Source organism: Rhizobacter sp. P5_A1 (assembly GCF_056400745.1).
Genome location: NZ_JBFUKR010000004.1, coordinates 240,179 through 256,729, shown reverse-complemented (window position 1 = coordinate 256,729; position 16,551 = coordinate 240,179). Strand labels below are relative to the sequence as shown.

The 16,551-nt window shown below is 69.8% G+C and carries 13 protein-coding genes; 9 read left to right on the top strand and 4 right to left on the bottom strand.

Translation table 11 applies throughout. The features are described from left to right. Positions 1 to 10 precede the first annotated feature (10 nt). The 5 genes from AC1DTW_RS06305 to AC1DTW_RS06285 are packed head-to-tail and all read left to right on the top strand — an operon-like array spanning position 11 to position 5,308. Entirely contained in the window at positions 11 to 1,408 is a 1,398-nt protein-coding gene (locus tag AC1DTW_RS06305) for a lyase family protein (protein ID WP_477980174.1), read from the top strand. 24 nt (positions 1,409 to 1,432) lie between these two features. Beyond that, on the top strand, positions 1,433 to 2,671 hold the full coding sequence (gene pcaCD, locus AC1DTW_RS06300; RefSeq protein WP_477980173.1) for a bifunctional 4-carboxymuconolactone decarboxylase/3-oxoadipate enol-lactonase PcaCD: 1,239 nt from the start codon (positions 1,433 to 1,435) through the stop codon (positions 2,669 to 2,671). A 39-nt stretch (positions 2,672 to 2,710) separates the two neighbouring features. Next, entirely contained in the window at positions 2,711 to 4,399 is a 1,689-nt protein-coding gene (locus AC1DTW_RS06295; RefSeq protein ID WP_477980172.1) for an ATP-binding SpoIIE family protein phosphatase, read from the top strand. Between the two features lie 18 nt (positions 4,400 to 4,417). After that, entirely contained in the window at positions 4,418 to 4,711 is a 294-nt protein-coding gene (locus AC1DTW_RS06290) for an STAS domain-containing protein (protein WP_477980171.1), read from the top strand. A 48-nt stretch (positions 4,712 to 4,759) separates the two neighbouring features. Continuing rightward, entirely contained in the window at positions 4,760 to 5,308 is a 549-nt protein-coding gene (locus AC1DTW_RS06285; RefSeq protein WP_477980170.1) for an RNA polymerase sigma factor, read from the top strand. A 25-nt stretch (positions 5,309 to 5,333) separates the two neighbouring features. Here AC1DTW_RS06285 and AC1DTW_RS06280 read toward each other — a convergent pair whose 3' ends face one another. Then, complete coding sequence (locus tag AC1DTW_RS06280) at positions 5,334 to 5,642, bottom strand: hypothetical protein (protein ID WP_477980169.1); 309 nt, start codon at positions 5,640 to 5,642, stop codon at positions 5,334 to 5,336. A 120-nt stretch (positions 5,643 to 5,762) separates the two neighbouring features. Here AC1DTW_RS06280 and AC1DTW_RS06275 point away from each other — a divergent pair, with 120 nt between their 5' ends. The 3 genes from AC1DTW_RS06275 to AC1DTW_RS06265 all read left to right on the top strand — a co-directional run bounded on the left by AC1DTW_RS06275 (position 5,763) and on the right by AC1DTW_RS06265 (position 10,579). Continuing rightward, positions 5,763 to 6,494, top strand: coding sequence for a hypothetical protein (locus tag AC1DTW_RS06275; RefSeq protein ID WP_477980168.1), 732 nt, complete (start codon positions 5,763 to 5,765; stop codon positions 6,492 to 6,494). A 112-nt stretch (positions 6,495 to 6,606) separates the two neighbouring features. Next, positions 6,607 to 9,549, top strand: coding sequence for a hypothetical protein (locus tag AC1DTW_RS06270; RefSeq protein WP_477980167.1), 2,943 nt, complete (start codon positions 6,607 to 6,609; stop codon positions 9,547 to 9,549). Between the two features lie 16 nt (positions 9,550 to 9,565). Then, positions 9,566 to 10,579, top strand: a complete 1,014-nt coding sequence (locus AC1DTW_RS06265; RefSeq protein ID WP_477980166.1) for a PrsW family glutamic-type intramembrane protease — start codon at positions 9,566 to 9,568, stop codon at positions 10,577 to 10,579. 23 nt (positions 10,580 to 10,602) lie between these two features. On the opposite strand, the gene AC1DTW_RS06260 is transcribed toward AC1DTW_RS06265, so the two are convergent. Next, positions 10,603 to 11,247 (bottom strand): hypothetical protein, encoded by a 645-nt coding sequence (locus tag AC1DTW_RS06260; protein ID WP_477980165.1) that lies wholly within the window; start codon positions 11,245 to 11,247, stop codon positions 10,603 to 10,605. Positions 11,248 to 11,265: 18 nt separating this feature from the next. Between AC1DTW_RS06260 and AC1DTW_RS06255 the strand changes: the two genes are divergently transcribed. After that, entirely contained in the window at positions 11,266 to 11,709 is a 444-nt protein-coding gene (locus tag AC1DTW_RS06255; protein ID WP_477980164.1) for a hypothetical protein, read from the top strand. 36 nt (positions 11,710 to 11,745) lie between these two features. Here AC1DTW_RS06255 and AC1DTW_RS06250 read toward each other — a convergent pair whose 3' ends face one another. Both AC1DTW_RS06250 and AC1DTW_RS06245 read right to left on the bottom strand, forming a co-directional pair. Next, entirely contained in the window at positions 11,746 to 12,336 is a 591-nt protein-coding gene (locus AC1DTW_RS06250) for a 4'-phosphopantetheinyl transferase family protein (RefSeq protein ID WP_477980163.1), read from the bottom strand. Positions 12,337 to 12,358: 22 nt separating this feature from the next. After that, complete coding sequence (locus AC1DTW_RS06245) at positions 12,359 to 16,432, bottom strand: amino acid adenylation domain-containing protein (RefSeq protein WP_477980162.1); 4,074 nt, start codon at positions 16,430 to 16,432, stop codon at positions 12,359 to 12,361. Positions 16,433 to 16,551: the final 119 nt, after the last annotated feature.

The following is a 16,551-nucleotide window of genomic DNA, read 5'->3' as shown; positions in this document are numbered from 1 at the left end:
CGGCCGCGCGATGCCGGCCGCTGTCTTCGACCGCTTCCTGTCGACGCCCGTGATGGCCGAGACCTTCGGCGCGCCCGCGCTGCTGCAGGGCATGCTCGACTTCGAGGCCGCGCTCGCACGGGCGCAGGCGGCCGAAGGCGTGATCCCGGGGGCCGCGGCGGCGCCGATCGCCGCGGCGTGCCGGGTCGAGCACTTCGATCTCGATGCGATCGTCGAGGCCGGCACGGTCGCGGGGACGCTCGCGATCCCGCTCGTCCGCGCGCTGACCGCGCGTGTCGCCACCGTTGATCCCGCGGCTGCCGGCTGCGTGCACTGGGGCAGCACGAGCCAGGATGTGATCGACACCGCGATGGTGCTGGCGACGCGCCGCGCGCTCGCGCTGATCGATGCGCGCATCGGCGACCTGACGAACGCGTTGCTCGCACTCGCGCAGCAGCACCGCGACGCGCCGATGCTCGGCCGCACGCTGCTGCAACCGGCGCTGGTGATCAGCTTCGGCTTCAAGCTCATCGAGTGGGTCGCGCCGCTGGCGCGCGCGCGCCMGCGGCTGCGCAGCGCGGCCGGCGCGGCCCTGAAGCTGCAGCTCGGCGGCGCGGTCGGCACGCTGTCGGTGATGGGCGAGCGCGGCCCGGCGGTCGCGCGGCGCATGGCCGGTGATTTGCAGCTCACGCTTGCCCCCGGCGCCTGGCACACGCAGCGCGATGAGTGGGTCGCGCTCGGCTGCGAAGTCGGCGTGCTGTGCGGCTCGCTCGGCAAGATCGCGAAAGACATTGCGCTGCTCGCGCAGGGCGAGATCGGCGAGCTCGCCGAGCCGAGCACCAGCGCGAGCGGCGCCGCGAAGGGCGGTTCGTCGGCCATGCCGCACAAGCGCAACCCGGTCGCCTCGATGATCGCGCTGGCGGCTTCGATGCGCGCGCCGCACCGCGTCGCCGCGCTGCTCGCTGCGATGCCGCAGGAGCACGAGCGTGGCCTGGGCAACTGGCAGGCCGAACTGGCCGAGTGGCCGGGGCTGTTCCTGTCGGCGCACGGCGCGGTCGATGCGCTGGCCGCGGCGGCGGCGGGGTTGAGCGTCGACACCGTCCGCATGCGCCGCAACGTCGATGCGCTGAACGGCCTCGTGTTCGCCGAGGCGGCGGCGATGCTGTTCGCGCGCCATGTCGGCAAGGCGGCCGCACAGGCGCTGCTCGAGACGCTGTCGCGCGAAGCCGTGGCCGCGCAACGGCCGCTGCTGAAGCTGGCGCAGGAGGCCGTCGCCGCGAATGCGGCGCTCGGCGCGGCCATCGACGGCGCCGCGCTGCGGGCGGCGTTCGACGTCGACGCTGCGGCGCGCCAGGCCAGCGCCGCCGTCGAGGCGCAATGGGCCGATCTGCGCGAGCGGGCCGCGGCGTTCGACGCCGACGCGCTCTGAACCGATGTGAAAGGCAAGCCAGCGATGAGCCAAACAACCGACGACCGACAGGACGACTTCGACCGCGGCTTGAGAAACCGCCGCGCGGTGCTCGGCGACGCCTGGGTCGACCAGTCGCTGAACAACGCGACCGCGTTCAACGCCGAGTTCCAGCACCTGATCACGCGCTACGCCTGGCACGACATCTGGGGCCGGCCCGGGCTCGATCACACGACGCGCCGCCTGCTCGTCCTCGGCATGACGATGGGGCTGGCGCGCTGGGAGGAGTTCGAGCTGCATTGCAAGGCCGCGATCCGCGGTGGCGTGCCGCTTGCGCTGATCAAGGAGACGCTGATGCAGGGCGCGATCTACTGCGGCGTGCCCGCGGCGAACACCGCGTTCAAGCTGACGATGGACATCCTGCGCGCCGAAGGGCTGCTGCCGTCGCCGGCGCCGCTGTCGGCCGCCGCGCGCGTCGCGGTGCACCACACCTTCAGCCAGCCGCAGCTCGCGGTCGCGCTGCAAGGTCCCGCCGCGGACGGCGCCGCGCCGGTCGTGCTGAGTCACGCGCTCGGCCTCGACCTGCAGATGTGGGACGGGCTCGCCGGGCAGCTCGCGGCCGACCGGCACCCGGTGCTGCGCTACGACCATCGCGGCCACGGCGGTTCGGCGGTACCGGCCGGCCCGTACACGATGGACCAGCTCGTCGACGACGCCGCGCGGCTGATCCGCGAATGGGGCCGCGGGCCGGTCGTGTGGGTCGGCATCTCGATGGGCGGCATGGTCGGGCAGGGCCTCGCGATCCGCCACCCCGAGCTGGTCAGAGCGCTGGTGCTCGCGAACACGACGAGCCAGTACCCCGAGGCGTCGCGAGCGGTGTTCGACCAGCGCGTGGCGGCGGTGCAGCGCGGCGGAATGGCGGCGATCGTCGAGTCGGTGCTTGAACGCTACTTCAGCGCGGCTTTCCGCGCCGCGCAGCCGGAGGTCGTCGCGGCCTTCGGCGCCAAGGTGCTGCACAGCGATCCGGTCGGCTATGCGGCATCGTGCCGCGCGGTCGGCGGCGTCGACTGGCTCGAGCGCCTCGGCGCCATCGCCTGCCCGACCTTGGTCATCGCGGGCAAGCTCGATGTCGGCGCGCCGGTCGCGATGTCGCAGGCGATCGTCGAGCGCATTCCGGGTGCCGAACTGGTCGTGTTCGACGACGCTTCGCACCTGAGCGTCGTCGAGCAGCCGGCAGCGTTTTCGGGTGCACTCGACGCGTTTGTGCGTCGCCTGCCGGGCTGATCTGCTCGAGCGCCCGGTGCGACCGGCTGGGGCCTCGTGATGAATGCGCCGAGCACCGGAGAAGGGCTGTCGCGCGAGGACATGGAGGCGATCCTCGATGTCACGCGCGCGCTGGCGGCGCCGTTCGATCTGCTGACGATGCTCTCGACCGTGACGGCCGCCGCGCGCCAGGTGCTGCGGGCCGAGCGCAGCTCGGTGTGGCTGCACGACGCGGCCGCCGACGATCTCGTGCTCGAGGTCGCGGACGACATTCGCCACGTGCGCGTGCCGGTCGGCACCGGTCTGGTCGGCGCCTGCGCGCGCGAACGGGCGGCGATCAACGTGCCCGACTGCTACGCCGATTCGCGCTTCGACCCGGCGGTCGACCGGCGCTCGGGCTTCCGTACCCGCTGCAGCCTGACCCTGCCGCTGGTCGATCACAACGGCGGGCTGGTCGGCGTCATGCAGGTGCTGAACAAGCACGCCGGTGTGTTCGACGCCGCCGACGAGGCGCTCGCGAACGCGCTCGCGGCGCAGTGCGCGGTCGCGCTCGCGCGCGTGCGCATGCTCGAGGCCTTGATCGAGGGCGAGAAGCTGCGCCAGGAGCTCGAGCTGGCGCGCATCGTGCAAATGAGCACCTTGCCTGCGGCGATGCCTTCGGTCGTTGGGTATGACGTCTGCGGCACGTTTCTGCCGGCCGCGGCGACCGGCGGCGACACCTACGACCTGGCCTGCATCGAGTCCGGCCTGCTGATCGTGCTGGGCGACGCGACCGGCCACGGCATCGCGCCGGCGCTGTCGGTCACGCAGATGCACTCGATGCTGCGCATGGCGTTCCGTCTCGGCGCCGACCTGGAGACGGCGTTCGGCCAGGTCAACGACCAGCTGGCCGCGACCTTGCCAGACGACCGCTTCATCACCGCCTTCGTCGGACTGCTCGATGCCGATGCGCACCGCGTGCGCTACCTCAGCGGCGGCCAGGCACCGATCCTGCATTTCCAGGCGGCGACGGGTCACTGCTTGCGTCACGGGCCGACCGGGTTCCCGCTCGGCGCGATGCCGATGCCGGCGCGCCGGCCGGCGGCCGCGATCGACCTGGCGCCGGGTGACTGGCTGGTGCTGCTTTCGGACGGCATCTTCGAGTACTTCGATCCAGGCGGCGAGGCTTTCGGCGAAGCGCGGGTCGAGGCGGTTCTGCGCGAGCACCACGGCGAATCGACCGCCGCGCTGTCGACGCTGCTGCTCGGCGCGGTGCGCTCCTTCGCGCGCGGCGCGCCACAGCAGGACGACGTGACGATGGTGCTGGTCAAGCGCTCGGCCGCGTCGCCGGGCATGAGCCGCCGGTTCGAGCGCCGGGTGGAATCCCTGGCCGAGATGGTCGAGTTCGCAGCGGCGGCGCTCGCCGGCCGGGAGGTCGAAACGGAGCCGCGCGCGGCGATCGATTTCGCGATCGAAGAGCTCTTCACGAACATGTTGAAGTACAGTCTGTCGGGCACGAACCCGGTCGAGATCGCATTCGAATGCGACGCCGGCGGTGTCGCGGTGACCCTCGCCGATACCGGTGTCGAGCCGTTCGACATCACGGCGGCGCCGGACGCCGACGTCGACCTGCCGCTGGCGCAGCGCCGACCGGGTGGCCTCGGTCTGCACCTGGTTCGGCGCCTGGTGGACGAGTTGAGCTACGAGTACCGCCCCGCGACACGCGAAAGCCGCATCCGCTTTCGCGTGCCGTACCGGCGGCCGACCTGAAGCGCGGGAGGGCGAGCGATGCTGACGATGGAATCCGGGCCCGATGGAGCGGTGTTGATCGTCGGCAGGCTCGACGCCGCGCAGGCGCAGGCCGCGCAGTCCTTCCTCGATCGCGCGGTCGGCAACGTCGATCTCGACTGCAGCGGGCTCGAGTACATCTCGAGTGCCGGCCTCGGCGTGCTGCTGAAGACGCAGAAGCGCCTGACGGCGGGTGCCGGCCGGCTGCGGCTGCGGGGCGTGAACCGCCACGTCCGCGACATCTTCGTGTACTCCGGTTTCGATCAGATCATCGAGATCGAAGCGGCCGAATAGCCGACCCGCGGACCCGGCCTCCAACTATTCGCGCCGCCGCCCGTACTTGTGGAAGACGACGACGATCGGGCCCTGCTGAGGCGCTTCCGCGCCGGCGACCGGGAGGCATTCGAGGCGCTGGTGGTGCGCTACCAGCGGCCGATCTACAACGCCGCATTGGCGATCCTGCGCCGGCCTGAAGACGCGAGCGACGTGACGCAGACGGTCTTCCTGAAGATCGTTGAACGAGGAGAAGACTATGACCCGCAGTACAAGTTGTTCAGCTGGCTGTACCGGATCGCGGTCAACGAGTCGCTCGACCTGCTGCGGCGCGGCAAGCGCGAAACGGCGCTCGACGACGAGTTCGACATCCCCGACCTCGACGGTCAAGGCCCCGAGGCCTTGCTGACGCAGGTGCAGACGAGCGCAGACATCCGTCGCAGCATCATGAGCATGTCGATCAACGATCGGGTGGTGTTGACGCTGCGGCACTTTTCGGAGTGCAGCTACGAAGACATCGGCGAGATTCTCGATCTCGATCAGAAGACCGTGAAGTCGCGGCTCTTCGAGGCGCGCAGGCGCTTGCGCGGGCTGCTGGGCCACCTCGGCGCGGAATAGGATGAAGCCCCCGTGCTCACTTCGTTCACTGCCCCCAGGGGGACGCGTCAGTACCTTCGGGCGGCCGGGCGGTACTGACATGACCATGACGAAACACAGCGAGCTCACCGAACGGATTCAGGCCGTGCTCGATGGCGTCGCCACGCCCGAGCAGGCGCTCGAACTCGAGCGCCTGCTGGCAGCAGACGCATCCGCGCGTGCGGAGTTCGAGCAATGGCACCGCCTGTTCGTCGCGCTCGAGCGCGCGCCGCAGGCGTCGCCGCCCGAAGGGCTGGTCGCCGCTGTCACGGCGGCAGCGTCGCAGCGTCTGGATTCGATGCGAGATTTCGACCAACTTTCCGAGTCCGCCAACGTAATTGGCTACAGGCATCCAGAGGGCCGGCGGTCGGTCTCCTGGATTGGAGCAACCACCCGTCGGCCGAGCCGGCCGGGTCCACGAGGGGAGAGCGGGAACATGAGCGAACAACAACGCATCGGGTTTGGCACGCGTAAGCTCTGGGTCGGCGGCGCGATCAGCGCGCTGGTGGTGGCGGTCGCGATGGTCGGGTTCGACCTGCCACCGAAGAGCGAGAGCATCGTCGGGACGATTGCACCGGCCGAGCGCTATCGCGCACCGCAAGACAACACCGAAGCGGTCAAGCTCGGCGACCAGACGATCGCGCAGCTGCTGCAGAACGACGGCTTCGACAAGATGGTCAAGGATCCGCAGATGAAGGCGCTGTCGCAGGACGCGAACTTGCGCCTGCTCGCGACGGTGCTGGCCCGCGTTCCCGCCGGGACGGGCCTGACGATGCTGCAGAACGTCGGGGCGGCGCAGGCTGCTGCCGAGAACGTTGCACTGGCCAAGGCGATGCTGGGCAATGTCGAGATGGCCCGTGCGGCCATCGCCGACCTGAGGGCCAACCGGGTGCCCGCGGCCGACCGTGTCGAACTCGCGCGGATGGTGAGCCTGAAGCCGGATGCCGCGAACGCGATCCTGTCGAGCGTCGAGGCGAGCCGCTTTGCGTCGTTGAACCCGCAGCTCGCGCTGGCGATCGCCGGCAACGTCGAGGCCAGCCGGGTCCTGCTGAGCACCGAGGCCAACCGCTCGCTCAACAGCGCCGAGGCCGGCCTGATGCTGAAGGCCGCCGAGGCCAGCCGCATGAAGCTGGACAAGGCCGTCGCCGAGCGCCTGCAACACGAGTAGCAGCGCGTCGCATTCGCCCCACGAAAGCCGCCGGCCTTGCGCCGGCGGCTTTCGTTTGGTTACGAATTGCGTATGCTCTGCCGCTTCGAAGCCGGCCTGAAGGAGCTGCCTCTTGCGTGCACGCTGGATCGCCCTCGTTGCGGGCCTCGCGACCACCCCGGCCGCGCTCGCCGACGGCAATCCGCTCGGGCTCGGGATGATCGAGACCCCGGAGCTGCGGCTCGTGTACCCGTCGCCGACGCTCGACTACCTGCTGCCGCACACGATCCAGACCTTCACGAACTCGCTGCGCTGGCAGCGCGAGCGCTTCGGCTGGATGCCGTCGCAGCCCGTCACCGTGATGCTGAAAGACTTTTCCGATTACGGCAACGCCGGCGCGACGCCGCTGCCGTTCAACACCTTGCGCGTCGACGTGGCGCCCGCATCGAACGCGTTCGAGACGAACCCGAGCAGCGAGCGCATGTACTCGCTGATGAACCACGAGCTGGTGCACATCGCGACGACCGATCTGGCGTCGGCTCAGGACCGCTTCTGGCGTGGGATGTTCTTCGGCAAGGTGCCGCCGCAGTCCGCGCATCCCGAGTCGATGCTGTACAGCTACCTGACGGTGCCGCGCTTCAACGTGCCGCGCTGGCTGCTCGAGGGCGCCGCGGTGTTCATGGAGACGTGGATGGGCGGCGGGCTCGGCCGCGCCCAGGGCGGCTACGACGAGATGGTGTTCCGCGCGATGGTGCGCGACGACGCGCAATTCCACGACCCACTCGGGCTCGAGTCGCGCGGCGTGCGCATCGACTTCCAGGTCGGCGCGAACGCCTATCTCTACGGCACGCGCTTCATGACCTGGCTCGCCTACGCGCAATCGCCCGAGAAGGTGGTCGACTGGCTGCGCCGCGACGAAGGCAGCCTGCGCCACTACGCGGATCAGTTCGAGCGCGTCTTCGGCATGCCGCTCGACGCGGCGTGGCAGCAGTGGATCGCGTTCGAGCACGACTTCCAGCGCCGCAACCTGGTGGCGCTGCGCAAGTTTCCGATCACGCCGTTGCGTGCGCTCGTCCCCGTCGCGGTGGGCTCGAGCTCGCGCACCTACTTCGACGAAACGAGCGGCACGCTCTACGGCGCCTTTCGCTACCCGGGCGTGGTCGAGCACGTCGGGGCGATCGACATCCGCAATGGTTCGGTGCGCCGCCTCGCCGACATCAAGGGCGCGATCCTCTATTCGGTCACCTCGTTCGCCTACGACGCGGCGCACCGCACGGCCTTCTTCACGACCGACAACCTCGCGTACCGCGACCTGGTCGCGCTCGACGTGGCGACCGGCAAGACAACCGAACTGCTGAAAGACGCGCGCATCGGCGAGATCGTCTTCAACGCGAGCGACCGCTCGCTGCTCGGCGTGCGGCACCAGAACGGCCTGGCGACGCTGGTGCGCATCCCGTACCCGTACACCGAGTGGAACCAGCTGCACACCTTCGCGTACGGTGTCGTGCCGACCGACCTCGATGTGTCGCCGGACGGGCGCCAGGTCTCGGCGTCGGTCAGCGAGGTTCATGGCGACCAGTTCGTTCGCGTCTGGAAGATGGACGCGCTGCTCGACGGCCGGCTCGAGCAGGTCAGCGAGTTTCGCTTCGGCCAGGCGGCGCCGGAAGGCTTCGTGTTCTCGCGCGACGGTCGCTACCTGTACGGCAGCAGCTACTACACCGGCGCCTCGAACATCTTTCGCTACGAGGTGAGCACCGGCGCGACCGAAGCGGTGACGAACGCCGAGACCGGCTTGTTCCGGCCGGTGCCGCTCGCCGACGGGCGCCTGGTCGTGCTGAACTACACCGGGCAGGGCTTCGTGCCGAGCGTGCTCGAGCCGAAGCCGCTCGAGGATGTCAGCGCGGCGAAGTTCCTCGGCGCCGAGCTCGCGGCGCGCTACCCCGTGGTGACGCGCTGGCGCGTGCCGCCGCCGAGCACGGTCGACGACGAGCGGCTCGTCGTGCGGCGCGGCAGCTACGCGCCGCTCGAGCAGATGTCGCTGCAGAGCGCCTACCCGGTGCTGCAAGGCTACAAGGACGCGATCGGCCTGGGCTACCACGCGAACATCGACGACCTGCTGGGCTTTGCGCACATCGGCCTGACCGCGGCCTACACGCCGGACCGATCGCTCGGTCAGGACGAACGTGCGCACGTCGAGATCAGCGGCCGCTACCTCGGCTGGCGCGGCTCGCTGGCCTGGAACCGTTCCGACTTCTATGACCTGTCGGGTCCGACGAAACGCAGCCGCAAGGGCCTCGCGCTGAAGCTGGGCTACGACCGCCCGCTCGTGTTCGACCTGCCGCGCCGGCTCGACCTGAAACTCGACCTGGGCTACTTCGACAAGATCGACACGCTGCCCGATTACCAGAACGTCTCGAGCCGCTTCACGCGGCTGATCACCGCCGAGGCCGGGCTGCACTACACCGATCTGCGGCGTTCGCTCGGCGGGGTCGACGACGAGAAGGGCGTCAGCGGGTCGAGCGTGCTGTCGACCAGTGTCGCCAACGGGCGCACGACGCCGCAGTGGCATGGCAACGTCGACCTCGGCCAGGCGTTGCCCTGGGCCCATTCATCGGTCTGGTCGCGCACCGCGTTCGGCGCGGCCAGCGGCGACCGCGGCGATCCATTGGCGAACTTCTACTTCGGCGGCTTCGGCAACAATCGCATCGATGACGGCAACGTCAAGCGCTATCGGGAGTACTACGCGATGCCGGGCTTTCGCCTGAACGAGATCGCCGGCCTGTCGTTCGTGCGCCAGATGGTCGAATGGAACCTGCCGCCACTGATCTTCGAATCCGCCGGCGCGCCGGGCTTTCACGCGACATGGCTGCGCCCGGCAATGTTCGGCACCGCGCTCTGGACCGATCCAGGGCGATCCGAGCTGCGCAAGCGCTATCTCAGCGTCGGCGCGCAGGTTGACCTGCGCTTCAGCGTCATGCACTGGTACGAGATGATCCTGTCGGCCGGCTACGCGGCCGCATCCGAGCGCGGCCGCCCGACCGGGCGCGAGTGGATGCTGTCGCTGAAGATCATGTAGGGGCACCGATTCGCACATGTCGATGACGCCCTTGATTCCGGCACTGCTGTGCCTGCTGCCGGTGCTGTGCTTTCTGACGACGCTGTTCTACCTCGACAGCTACAAGCTCGTTCGGCCCGGCCTCGTGATGCTCGTGATGGGCGGCGGCATCGCGATCGCCGCGCTGAGCTACTTCGCGAACGGGTGGCTGCTCGCGAAACTCGGGCTCGATCACGCCACCTACACGCGCTACGTCTCGCCGCTGATCGAAGAGGCGCTGAAGGGCGCGATCGTCGTCGGCTTGATCCGGCGCCATCGCATCGGCTTCCTGGTCGACGCGGCGATCCTCGGCTTCGCGGTCGGGTGCGGCTTTGCGCTGGCCGAGAACCTGAGTGCGCTGCTGCGCTTTCCGGACGCCGGCCAGGCGACCTGGGTCGTGCGTGGCTTCGGTACCGCGATCATGCATGGTGGCGCCACCGCGATCGTCGCGGTTGTTGCGCTGACGGTGGTCGAGCGCGACGAGCGCCGCGGGCTGTGGGCGGCGCTGCCGGGCTTTGTGGCCGCGGTGCTGTTGCACGCGACCTTCAACCATCTGACGCACGTGCCGAAATTCGCGACCCTCGCGGTGCTGATCGCGGTGCCGCTGCTGCTGTTGCTGGTGCTTCATCGCAGCGAGAAGAGCCTGGCCGACTGGCTTGGGCGCGGGTTCGACGCCGACGCCGAGATGCTGGAACTGATCCATTCGGGGCACCTGTCGGGCTCGCCGGTCGGCCATTACCTGGCGAGCCTGAAGGCGCGTTTTCGCGGGCCGGTGGTCGCCGATCTGTTGTGCTACCTCGGTCTCTTCACCGAGCTCGCGATGCGCGCGAAAGGCCTGCTGATGATGCGCGAGAACGGTTTCGAGCCGGCGCTCGACGACGCGACGCGCGCCAAGTTCGTCGAGATGCGCTATCTCGAAACGAGCATCGGGCGCACCGGGTTGCTCGCGCTGCATCCGCTGCTGCCGATGCAGCGCAAGGCGCTGTCGCAGATCTACGCGCTGGCAGACTGATCCGACGAATCGGCCCAGGCCGGTCAGAGGGAATGCGCGTGATCGCCCGGACGCGCGGGGCGCGGCTTGGCTTCGACAAGCACCGGGGCGGCATTCGGCGCGGGTTCAGTGGATTCGAGCGGCAGCGCGGCCGGCACGCGGCCGATGCCGAGCGCACGGCTCGTCAGCCACGCCGCGGCAACGAAGCTGCCGATGCCGGCAATCGCGAAGCCGAGCAGGACCGTCGCGTAGGTCCAGTCGCTGCTCTCGAATGCGAACCCGACGGCCGCGAGTGCGGCAGTGCACCACGCGATGCACCGACCATTCGCCGGCAGCAGGCCGCCTTGGGCCAGTGCATAGCCGATGCAAGCGATGAAGGCCAGCAGCAGCTGCAGTTGGCTCATCGATTTGAGACTGCCGAAAACATCGCCGAGCATGGACATCATCACCCTCCCCAGGGCTGCCGATCGGGCACCGACAGGCTCGATTAAACAGCGATCCGCCCGGTTCGTGTTTCGTTCAGTCCGCACCGCCGTGTAGGAGTTGTCCTGTTTTGCCGGCGCGCCGTGCGGCTGTCGCCGAAATGCCGTCACCATGCGAATCGGCGCGTTGCGTAAGTGTGCGTAAAGGCCGGGTCGGGTGCGCAAGACCTGTCCGCGCAGCAGCGCCGCAGCGCGTTGTTGATTCACGACTCACAGGAGAGAACCATGAAGAAGATCATTGCGTTGGGATTGCTCGCCACGGCGGCAGCCGGCTCGGCCATGGCGCAGACCAGCGTCGGTGTGTCGATCGGCATCAACCAACCGGGTGTCTACGGCCGCATCAACATTGGAGACGTGCCGCAGCCCGCGCTGGTGCTGCCGCAGCCGGTCATCATCTCGCCGCCGCGGGTGGTGGTCGAGCGTGCCCCAGTCTACCTGTACGTCCCGCCGGCGCACCAGCAGAACTGGCGCCGCTACTGCGGGCGCTACAACGCCTGCGGCCAGCCGGTGTACTTCGTGCGCGAAACGTATGTGCGCGAGCGCTACGAGCACGAACATCCGGGCTGGGACCGCGGTCGCCATCGCGGCTGGGACAAGCACGACGATCGCGGCCATGACAAGGGTCACGACAAGGACAAGGGCCACGGGCACGGCCACGGCCACGATTGACCCGCGGGACTGCGGACCGGCCTGACCGCAGGCGGTTCAGCCGGGCAACGCAGCGTGCCCGGCGTTCAACGCCACGGCAAGGGCGATCGATCGCGTGCCGGGCGTCTCGAGATGGCTGAGCCATGCGTGGCCCAGGGCGTGCACCTGCAGCGCATGCCATCCGGCGGCGACCGGCAGCGCCGCGACGGCCGCCGGTGACCACGCGAGCCCGACGCCGAAGGCCTTCAGCGCCGCTTCCTTGGCGGCCCAAAGTTGCGCGAATGCGTGCCCCCGGATCGGCTGCGCGGCCAGCCAGGCGCGTTCGCGCGGGTCGAGCGCGGCATCGAGCAAACCGTCGTCGAGTGTGTCCGGCGCCCTTTGCACATCGACGCCGATCGGACCGGCGCAGCTCGCGGCCCAGGCCGCGAGCCCGTCGGTTGCGCTGCGACTGTGCCGCGCGTTCAGCCGCGCGGCGGTCGCATGCAGCGCGGCGCCGAGCGTTCGAAGCGTCTCTCGCGCGCGCAGGATCGGCTCGCCGGCCGCGCACAGCACGATCACCGCCGGCGCGCCGCGCGTCAGCGCCGCATGCACGCTGGCGGCGAGCGCCCGGGCCTGGTCGGGCGTGCGATCGCCATGTGCTTCGATCACCAGGGCAGGCGCCGCCGGCGCGTCACTCGGCGCCGTTCGCATCGAAGCGTTGGTTGCCGACGATGATGTCGGCGGTCGAGGCGGCCAGGTGGCGCGGGATGTCGAGGTGGGCGCCGTCGATTTCATGCACCGCCCATGAGCCGTAGTGTTCCGGCACGAAGCCGTTGTTGCGGCGCTGCCAGAGCAGGCCGCTGTACTGAACGCTCTGGCGTGCCTGGATCAGGCGCACGTGCGAGCGCGGCGCAGCGAAGCGTTGCCCCGCGAGTTGCTCGCCCAGCACGTGCCACTGCGCCGGTGACGCGCGCATCGGCAGCGATTGCAGCTCGACCGGCGGCGACGCGGGGGCTGCATCGCCCGTCTTCGGGCGGCCCCCGTAAAGCTTCCAGGCCAGGTTGCGCTCGACCTTGCGCCACAGGCCGGTGTGGTGCGCGCGAGGCGCAAAGGTGTCGAGCATCCAGACCGGGATTGCCGCGCCGCCGTCGCCCAGTGCCTCGACGATGCGCAGCGCGAGCGAGCCGCCGAGCGAGAAGCCGACGATGCCGGTCACGCGCGTCTGGCCAAGATCGCGCACGATCTGCACGATGCGCCGCGAGACGAACCACAGCGGGTCTTCGTCGGGAGCCAATTGCAGCGCCTCGTCGAGATCGACAACCGCGACGGCGCTGCCTTGCGGCATGCGGCGATGCAATGCATCGGCGAGCGCGTACATGCCGGCCGCCTGCCCACCGGAACCCGGCAGGACCAGCATCACGCGCGCGAAGTCGCTCGGGCCGACCAGCACGAAGCCATCCGCCCGCGGCGTCGACGTCGCACGGGCGAGCAGGCCCAGCTTCGCGAAAGTCGGGTCGGCGAGGAACGCGCCGACATCGAGTCGCAGGCCGTGCTCGCGCCGCAGCGCGGCCGCCATCCGCATCGCCGTCAACGACGAGCCGCCGCTGCGCAGGAAGTGGCTCGCGGGCGTGACCGCGTGCTCGCTCGTCTCGAGCCAATGCGCCCACAGTCGGCGCAGCGTGTCGTCGGGCAAGTGCCGGTTTCGGTCATCGGCATCGACCTGCTCCTCGAGGTCGATCGCGTCGTCGTTCAGGCCGACATCGCGCAGCGTGCACAGCGCGTCGAGGCGGTGCACGAATGCCGCCCAGAGCCGGTCGACCGCACCGCTGTCGTGGGCCGAAGCGACAGCCTCGACGCTGCAGTCGATCCGGTCGCCGAGCTGCGCAACATGCAGGCACAGCGAATAGCGCGATCCGAGCTGCGGCACGCGCAACTGGTGCACCGGTTGGTTGGCGATCGTCACCGCACCGACCGGATCCAGGCGCCACGTGAAGCTGAACTGGGTCAGGCACTGTGCGACATGCGGGTCGTGCGCGGCGACGCTGGCGATCAATCCGTCGCGCGACTGGAAGCTCGGCGCTTGTGCGCGATGCACCGCGCGCCCGACGCGGCCGAGCGATTGGGCCAGGCTCTCGCCGGGCCGCGCGCCGGCCTCGATGAAGCGCACGTCGAGCAGGAAGCCGATCGGCTCGATCAGTTCGGGCTCGGCGCGCCGCGAAAACGGTGTCGAGACGAATCGGAATGCCGCACCGAACGCGTCTTGAAGCGCCTGGCCATAGGCGGCGAGCAGAAGCGGGAATGGCGTGCAACCGAGCGCGCCCGCGCAGGCCGCAAGCCGCTGCTGCAGCGCCGGGTCGAGTGCCAGCCGGCGCTCGCGGCCGAACGCTGGCGCATGCTCGAGGGGCGGCGCATGGCCGGCCAGTGTGCGGGTCAGCAACGCGGCCCAGGCGGCGTCGGCGGCGGGTTCGGCCCACGCGGATTCGATCGACGCGAACGCGAACGGCGATCCGTAGACCGGCGGCAGCGGCTGGCCCTGCAGCAACGCGTCGAGCTCGCTCAGCGCCGTCGCGATGCCGGCCTCGTCGATGATGTGATGGTGCAGCGTCCAGACCAGCAGCAGCCCCCCGCCTTGCACTGGCCAGCAGTCGACGCGCATGCTGCCGTCGTTCGCGGTGTCGAGCGGCCGGTTCACATGGTTGAGCAGGTCGGTGGGCCAGTCGAGGTCGCCGGGCACGTCGACGAGCACCGGGAATTGCTGCCACCAGCCGGCGGGCAGCTCTGCCTGCAGCCGCGCGTGGGCGGCGTTGCCATCGTGCCGGGCTCGCAGGCGCAGGGCGGGGTGGCGCCGCGCGAGTTGTCTGAAGGCTTCGCGCCAGGCCTCGGCGTCGGTCAGCGTCGGCGCATGCAGCGCAACATGAACGAGGTAGGCGCACCCGGTCGGGTCCAGGCGCGTGGCGGCGAGCACGTTGCGCTGGGCCTGCGTCATCGGGATGTTCCAGTCGGCGCGATCCGGCTCGTGCGGCGCGGCCTCCGCCTGTTCGAGGATGCGCGCCTGCTCCGACAGCACCGGATGACGCAACACATCGACGGGTGACAACACGCGACCCAGGCGCTTGCGCACCAGTGCCGCGACGTGCAGCGCCAGCAACGAGCTCCCACCGATCCGCATGAAGTGCGAATCGCGCCGCAGCGACGCGCGCGGCAGCAGTTCACCCCAGACGGCGGCCAGGGCGGCTTCGACCGTGTTCATCGGCGCGTCGATCGATGCCGCGTCGGCCGCGGCAGACGCGCTGCCCGGCGGCAACTGCGCCAGCGCGCCCCGATCGACTTTGCCGTTCAGATTGACCGGCAGGCGCTTGAGCGGCCGAAACACCTTGGGCATCGCTGCAATCGAGAGTCGCTGCGCGAGGTGGCCGGCGACCGTTTCGACATCCGGCGGCGTGCCATTCGTGCCGCTGTAGAACGCCACCAGGTGGCGACTGGCGGCATCGTCGCCGCACGACAGCACGGCACCCGCACCGACGCCCGGACATGCGGCCAGCGCCGATTCAACCTCGTCGATCTCGATGCGATGTCCCTGCACCTTGACCTGCCGGTCACGGCGGCCGACGAACTCGAACACGCCGTCGGCACGCCGCCGCACGAGGTCGCCGGTGCGGTACCAGCGCACGCCTTCGAGCCACACGAACTTCGCCTGTGTCAGCTCGGCGTCGCCGAGGTAGCCGAGCGCGACGCCGGCCCCGGCGGCCCAGAGCTCGCCCTGATCGGGCACTTGCGGATCGCTCGCCTCAATGCGCACCTGCGTGCCCGACAGCGGCGTGCCGATCGGCACGCCGGCGGGATCGGTGTCGTCCAGGCCGATCGTGTGGCACAGCGTGAACGTGGTGTTCTCGGTCGGCCCATAGCCGTTGATCAAGCGCACCTGCGGGTGCGCCTGCAGCATCAGCCGCGCGTGCTGCGGCGAGACGCGCTCGCCGCCGACGAGCAGCTGGCGCAACGCGCCGAGCGACGCGAGCTGATCCTCGACGATCGCGTTGAAGAGCGCCGAGGTCAGCCAGGCGTCGGTGATGCGCTGCCGGGTGAAGAACTCCCCGAGCCTGTCCAGCGACGGATACGGTTCCTCCTGGATCACGCAGCAGCCGCCGTTCAGCAGCGCGCCCCAGACTTCGAGCGTCGAGGCATCGAAGGCCGGTGACGACATGAAACCCCAGCGTTGCTCAGGCCCGAAGTGCGCATGGTCGGCCTCGTGCACCAGCCGCACGATGCCGGCGTGCGGCACCATCACACCCTTCGGCACGCCGGTCGAACCGGAGGTGAACATCACGTAGGCGGGGCCGCCGGCCGGCGGCGCGTGCCATCGGTCGATTGCGGGGGCGGCGGATGTCGACTGCGTCGCGAACCAGCCGGCGACGTCGAATGCGCTTGCCGCGTCGGTCGCATCGACGTTGGCGCTGCCGTCGCACAACAGCAGCGCGCTGCCGATCGCATCGAGCATGGTGCGCCGGCGCGCCGCGGGGCTCGCCATGTCGATCGGCGAATAGCTGGCGCCGAGTCGCAGCACCGCGAGTTGCGACAAGACCAGCAGCGGCGAACGACCCATCAGGATCGGCACGGTCTGTCCGGGAGCGGCGCCGCGCTCGAGCAAGGCCTGCGCGAGACCGGCGCTCAGGCGGTCGAGCTCGGCGTAGGTCCACGCGATGCTGCGGCCCTGCACGGCAGTGCGCTGCGCGTGACGCTGGAACACGCTGCTCAACAGGAGATGCATCGAGGGGATTGACATGCCGTGCCAGGTTCGGGCGCTACCAACACACAGAACAGATCCCTGATCCTGGATCTGCCAGACGCCCGCCCGATTGTAGGAATGCGAGCCGAGTGCGCCGCGGC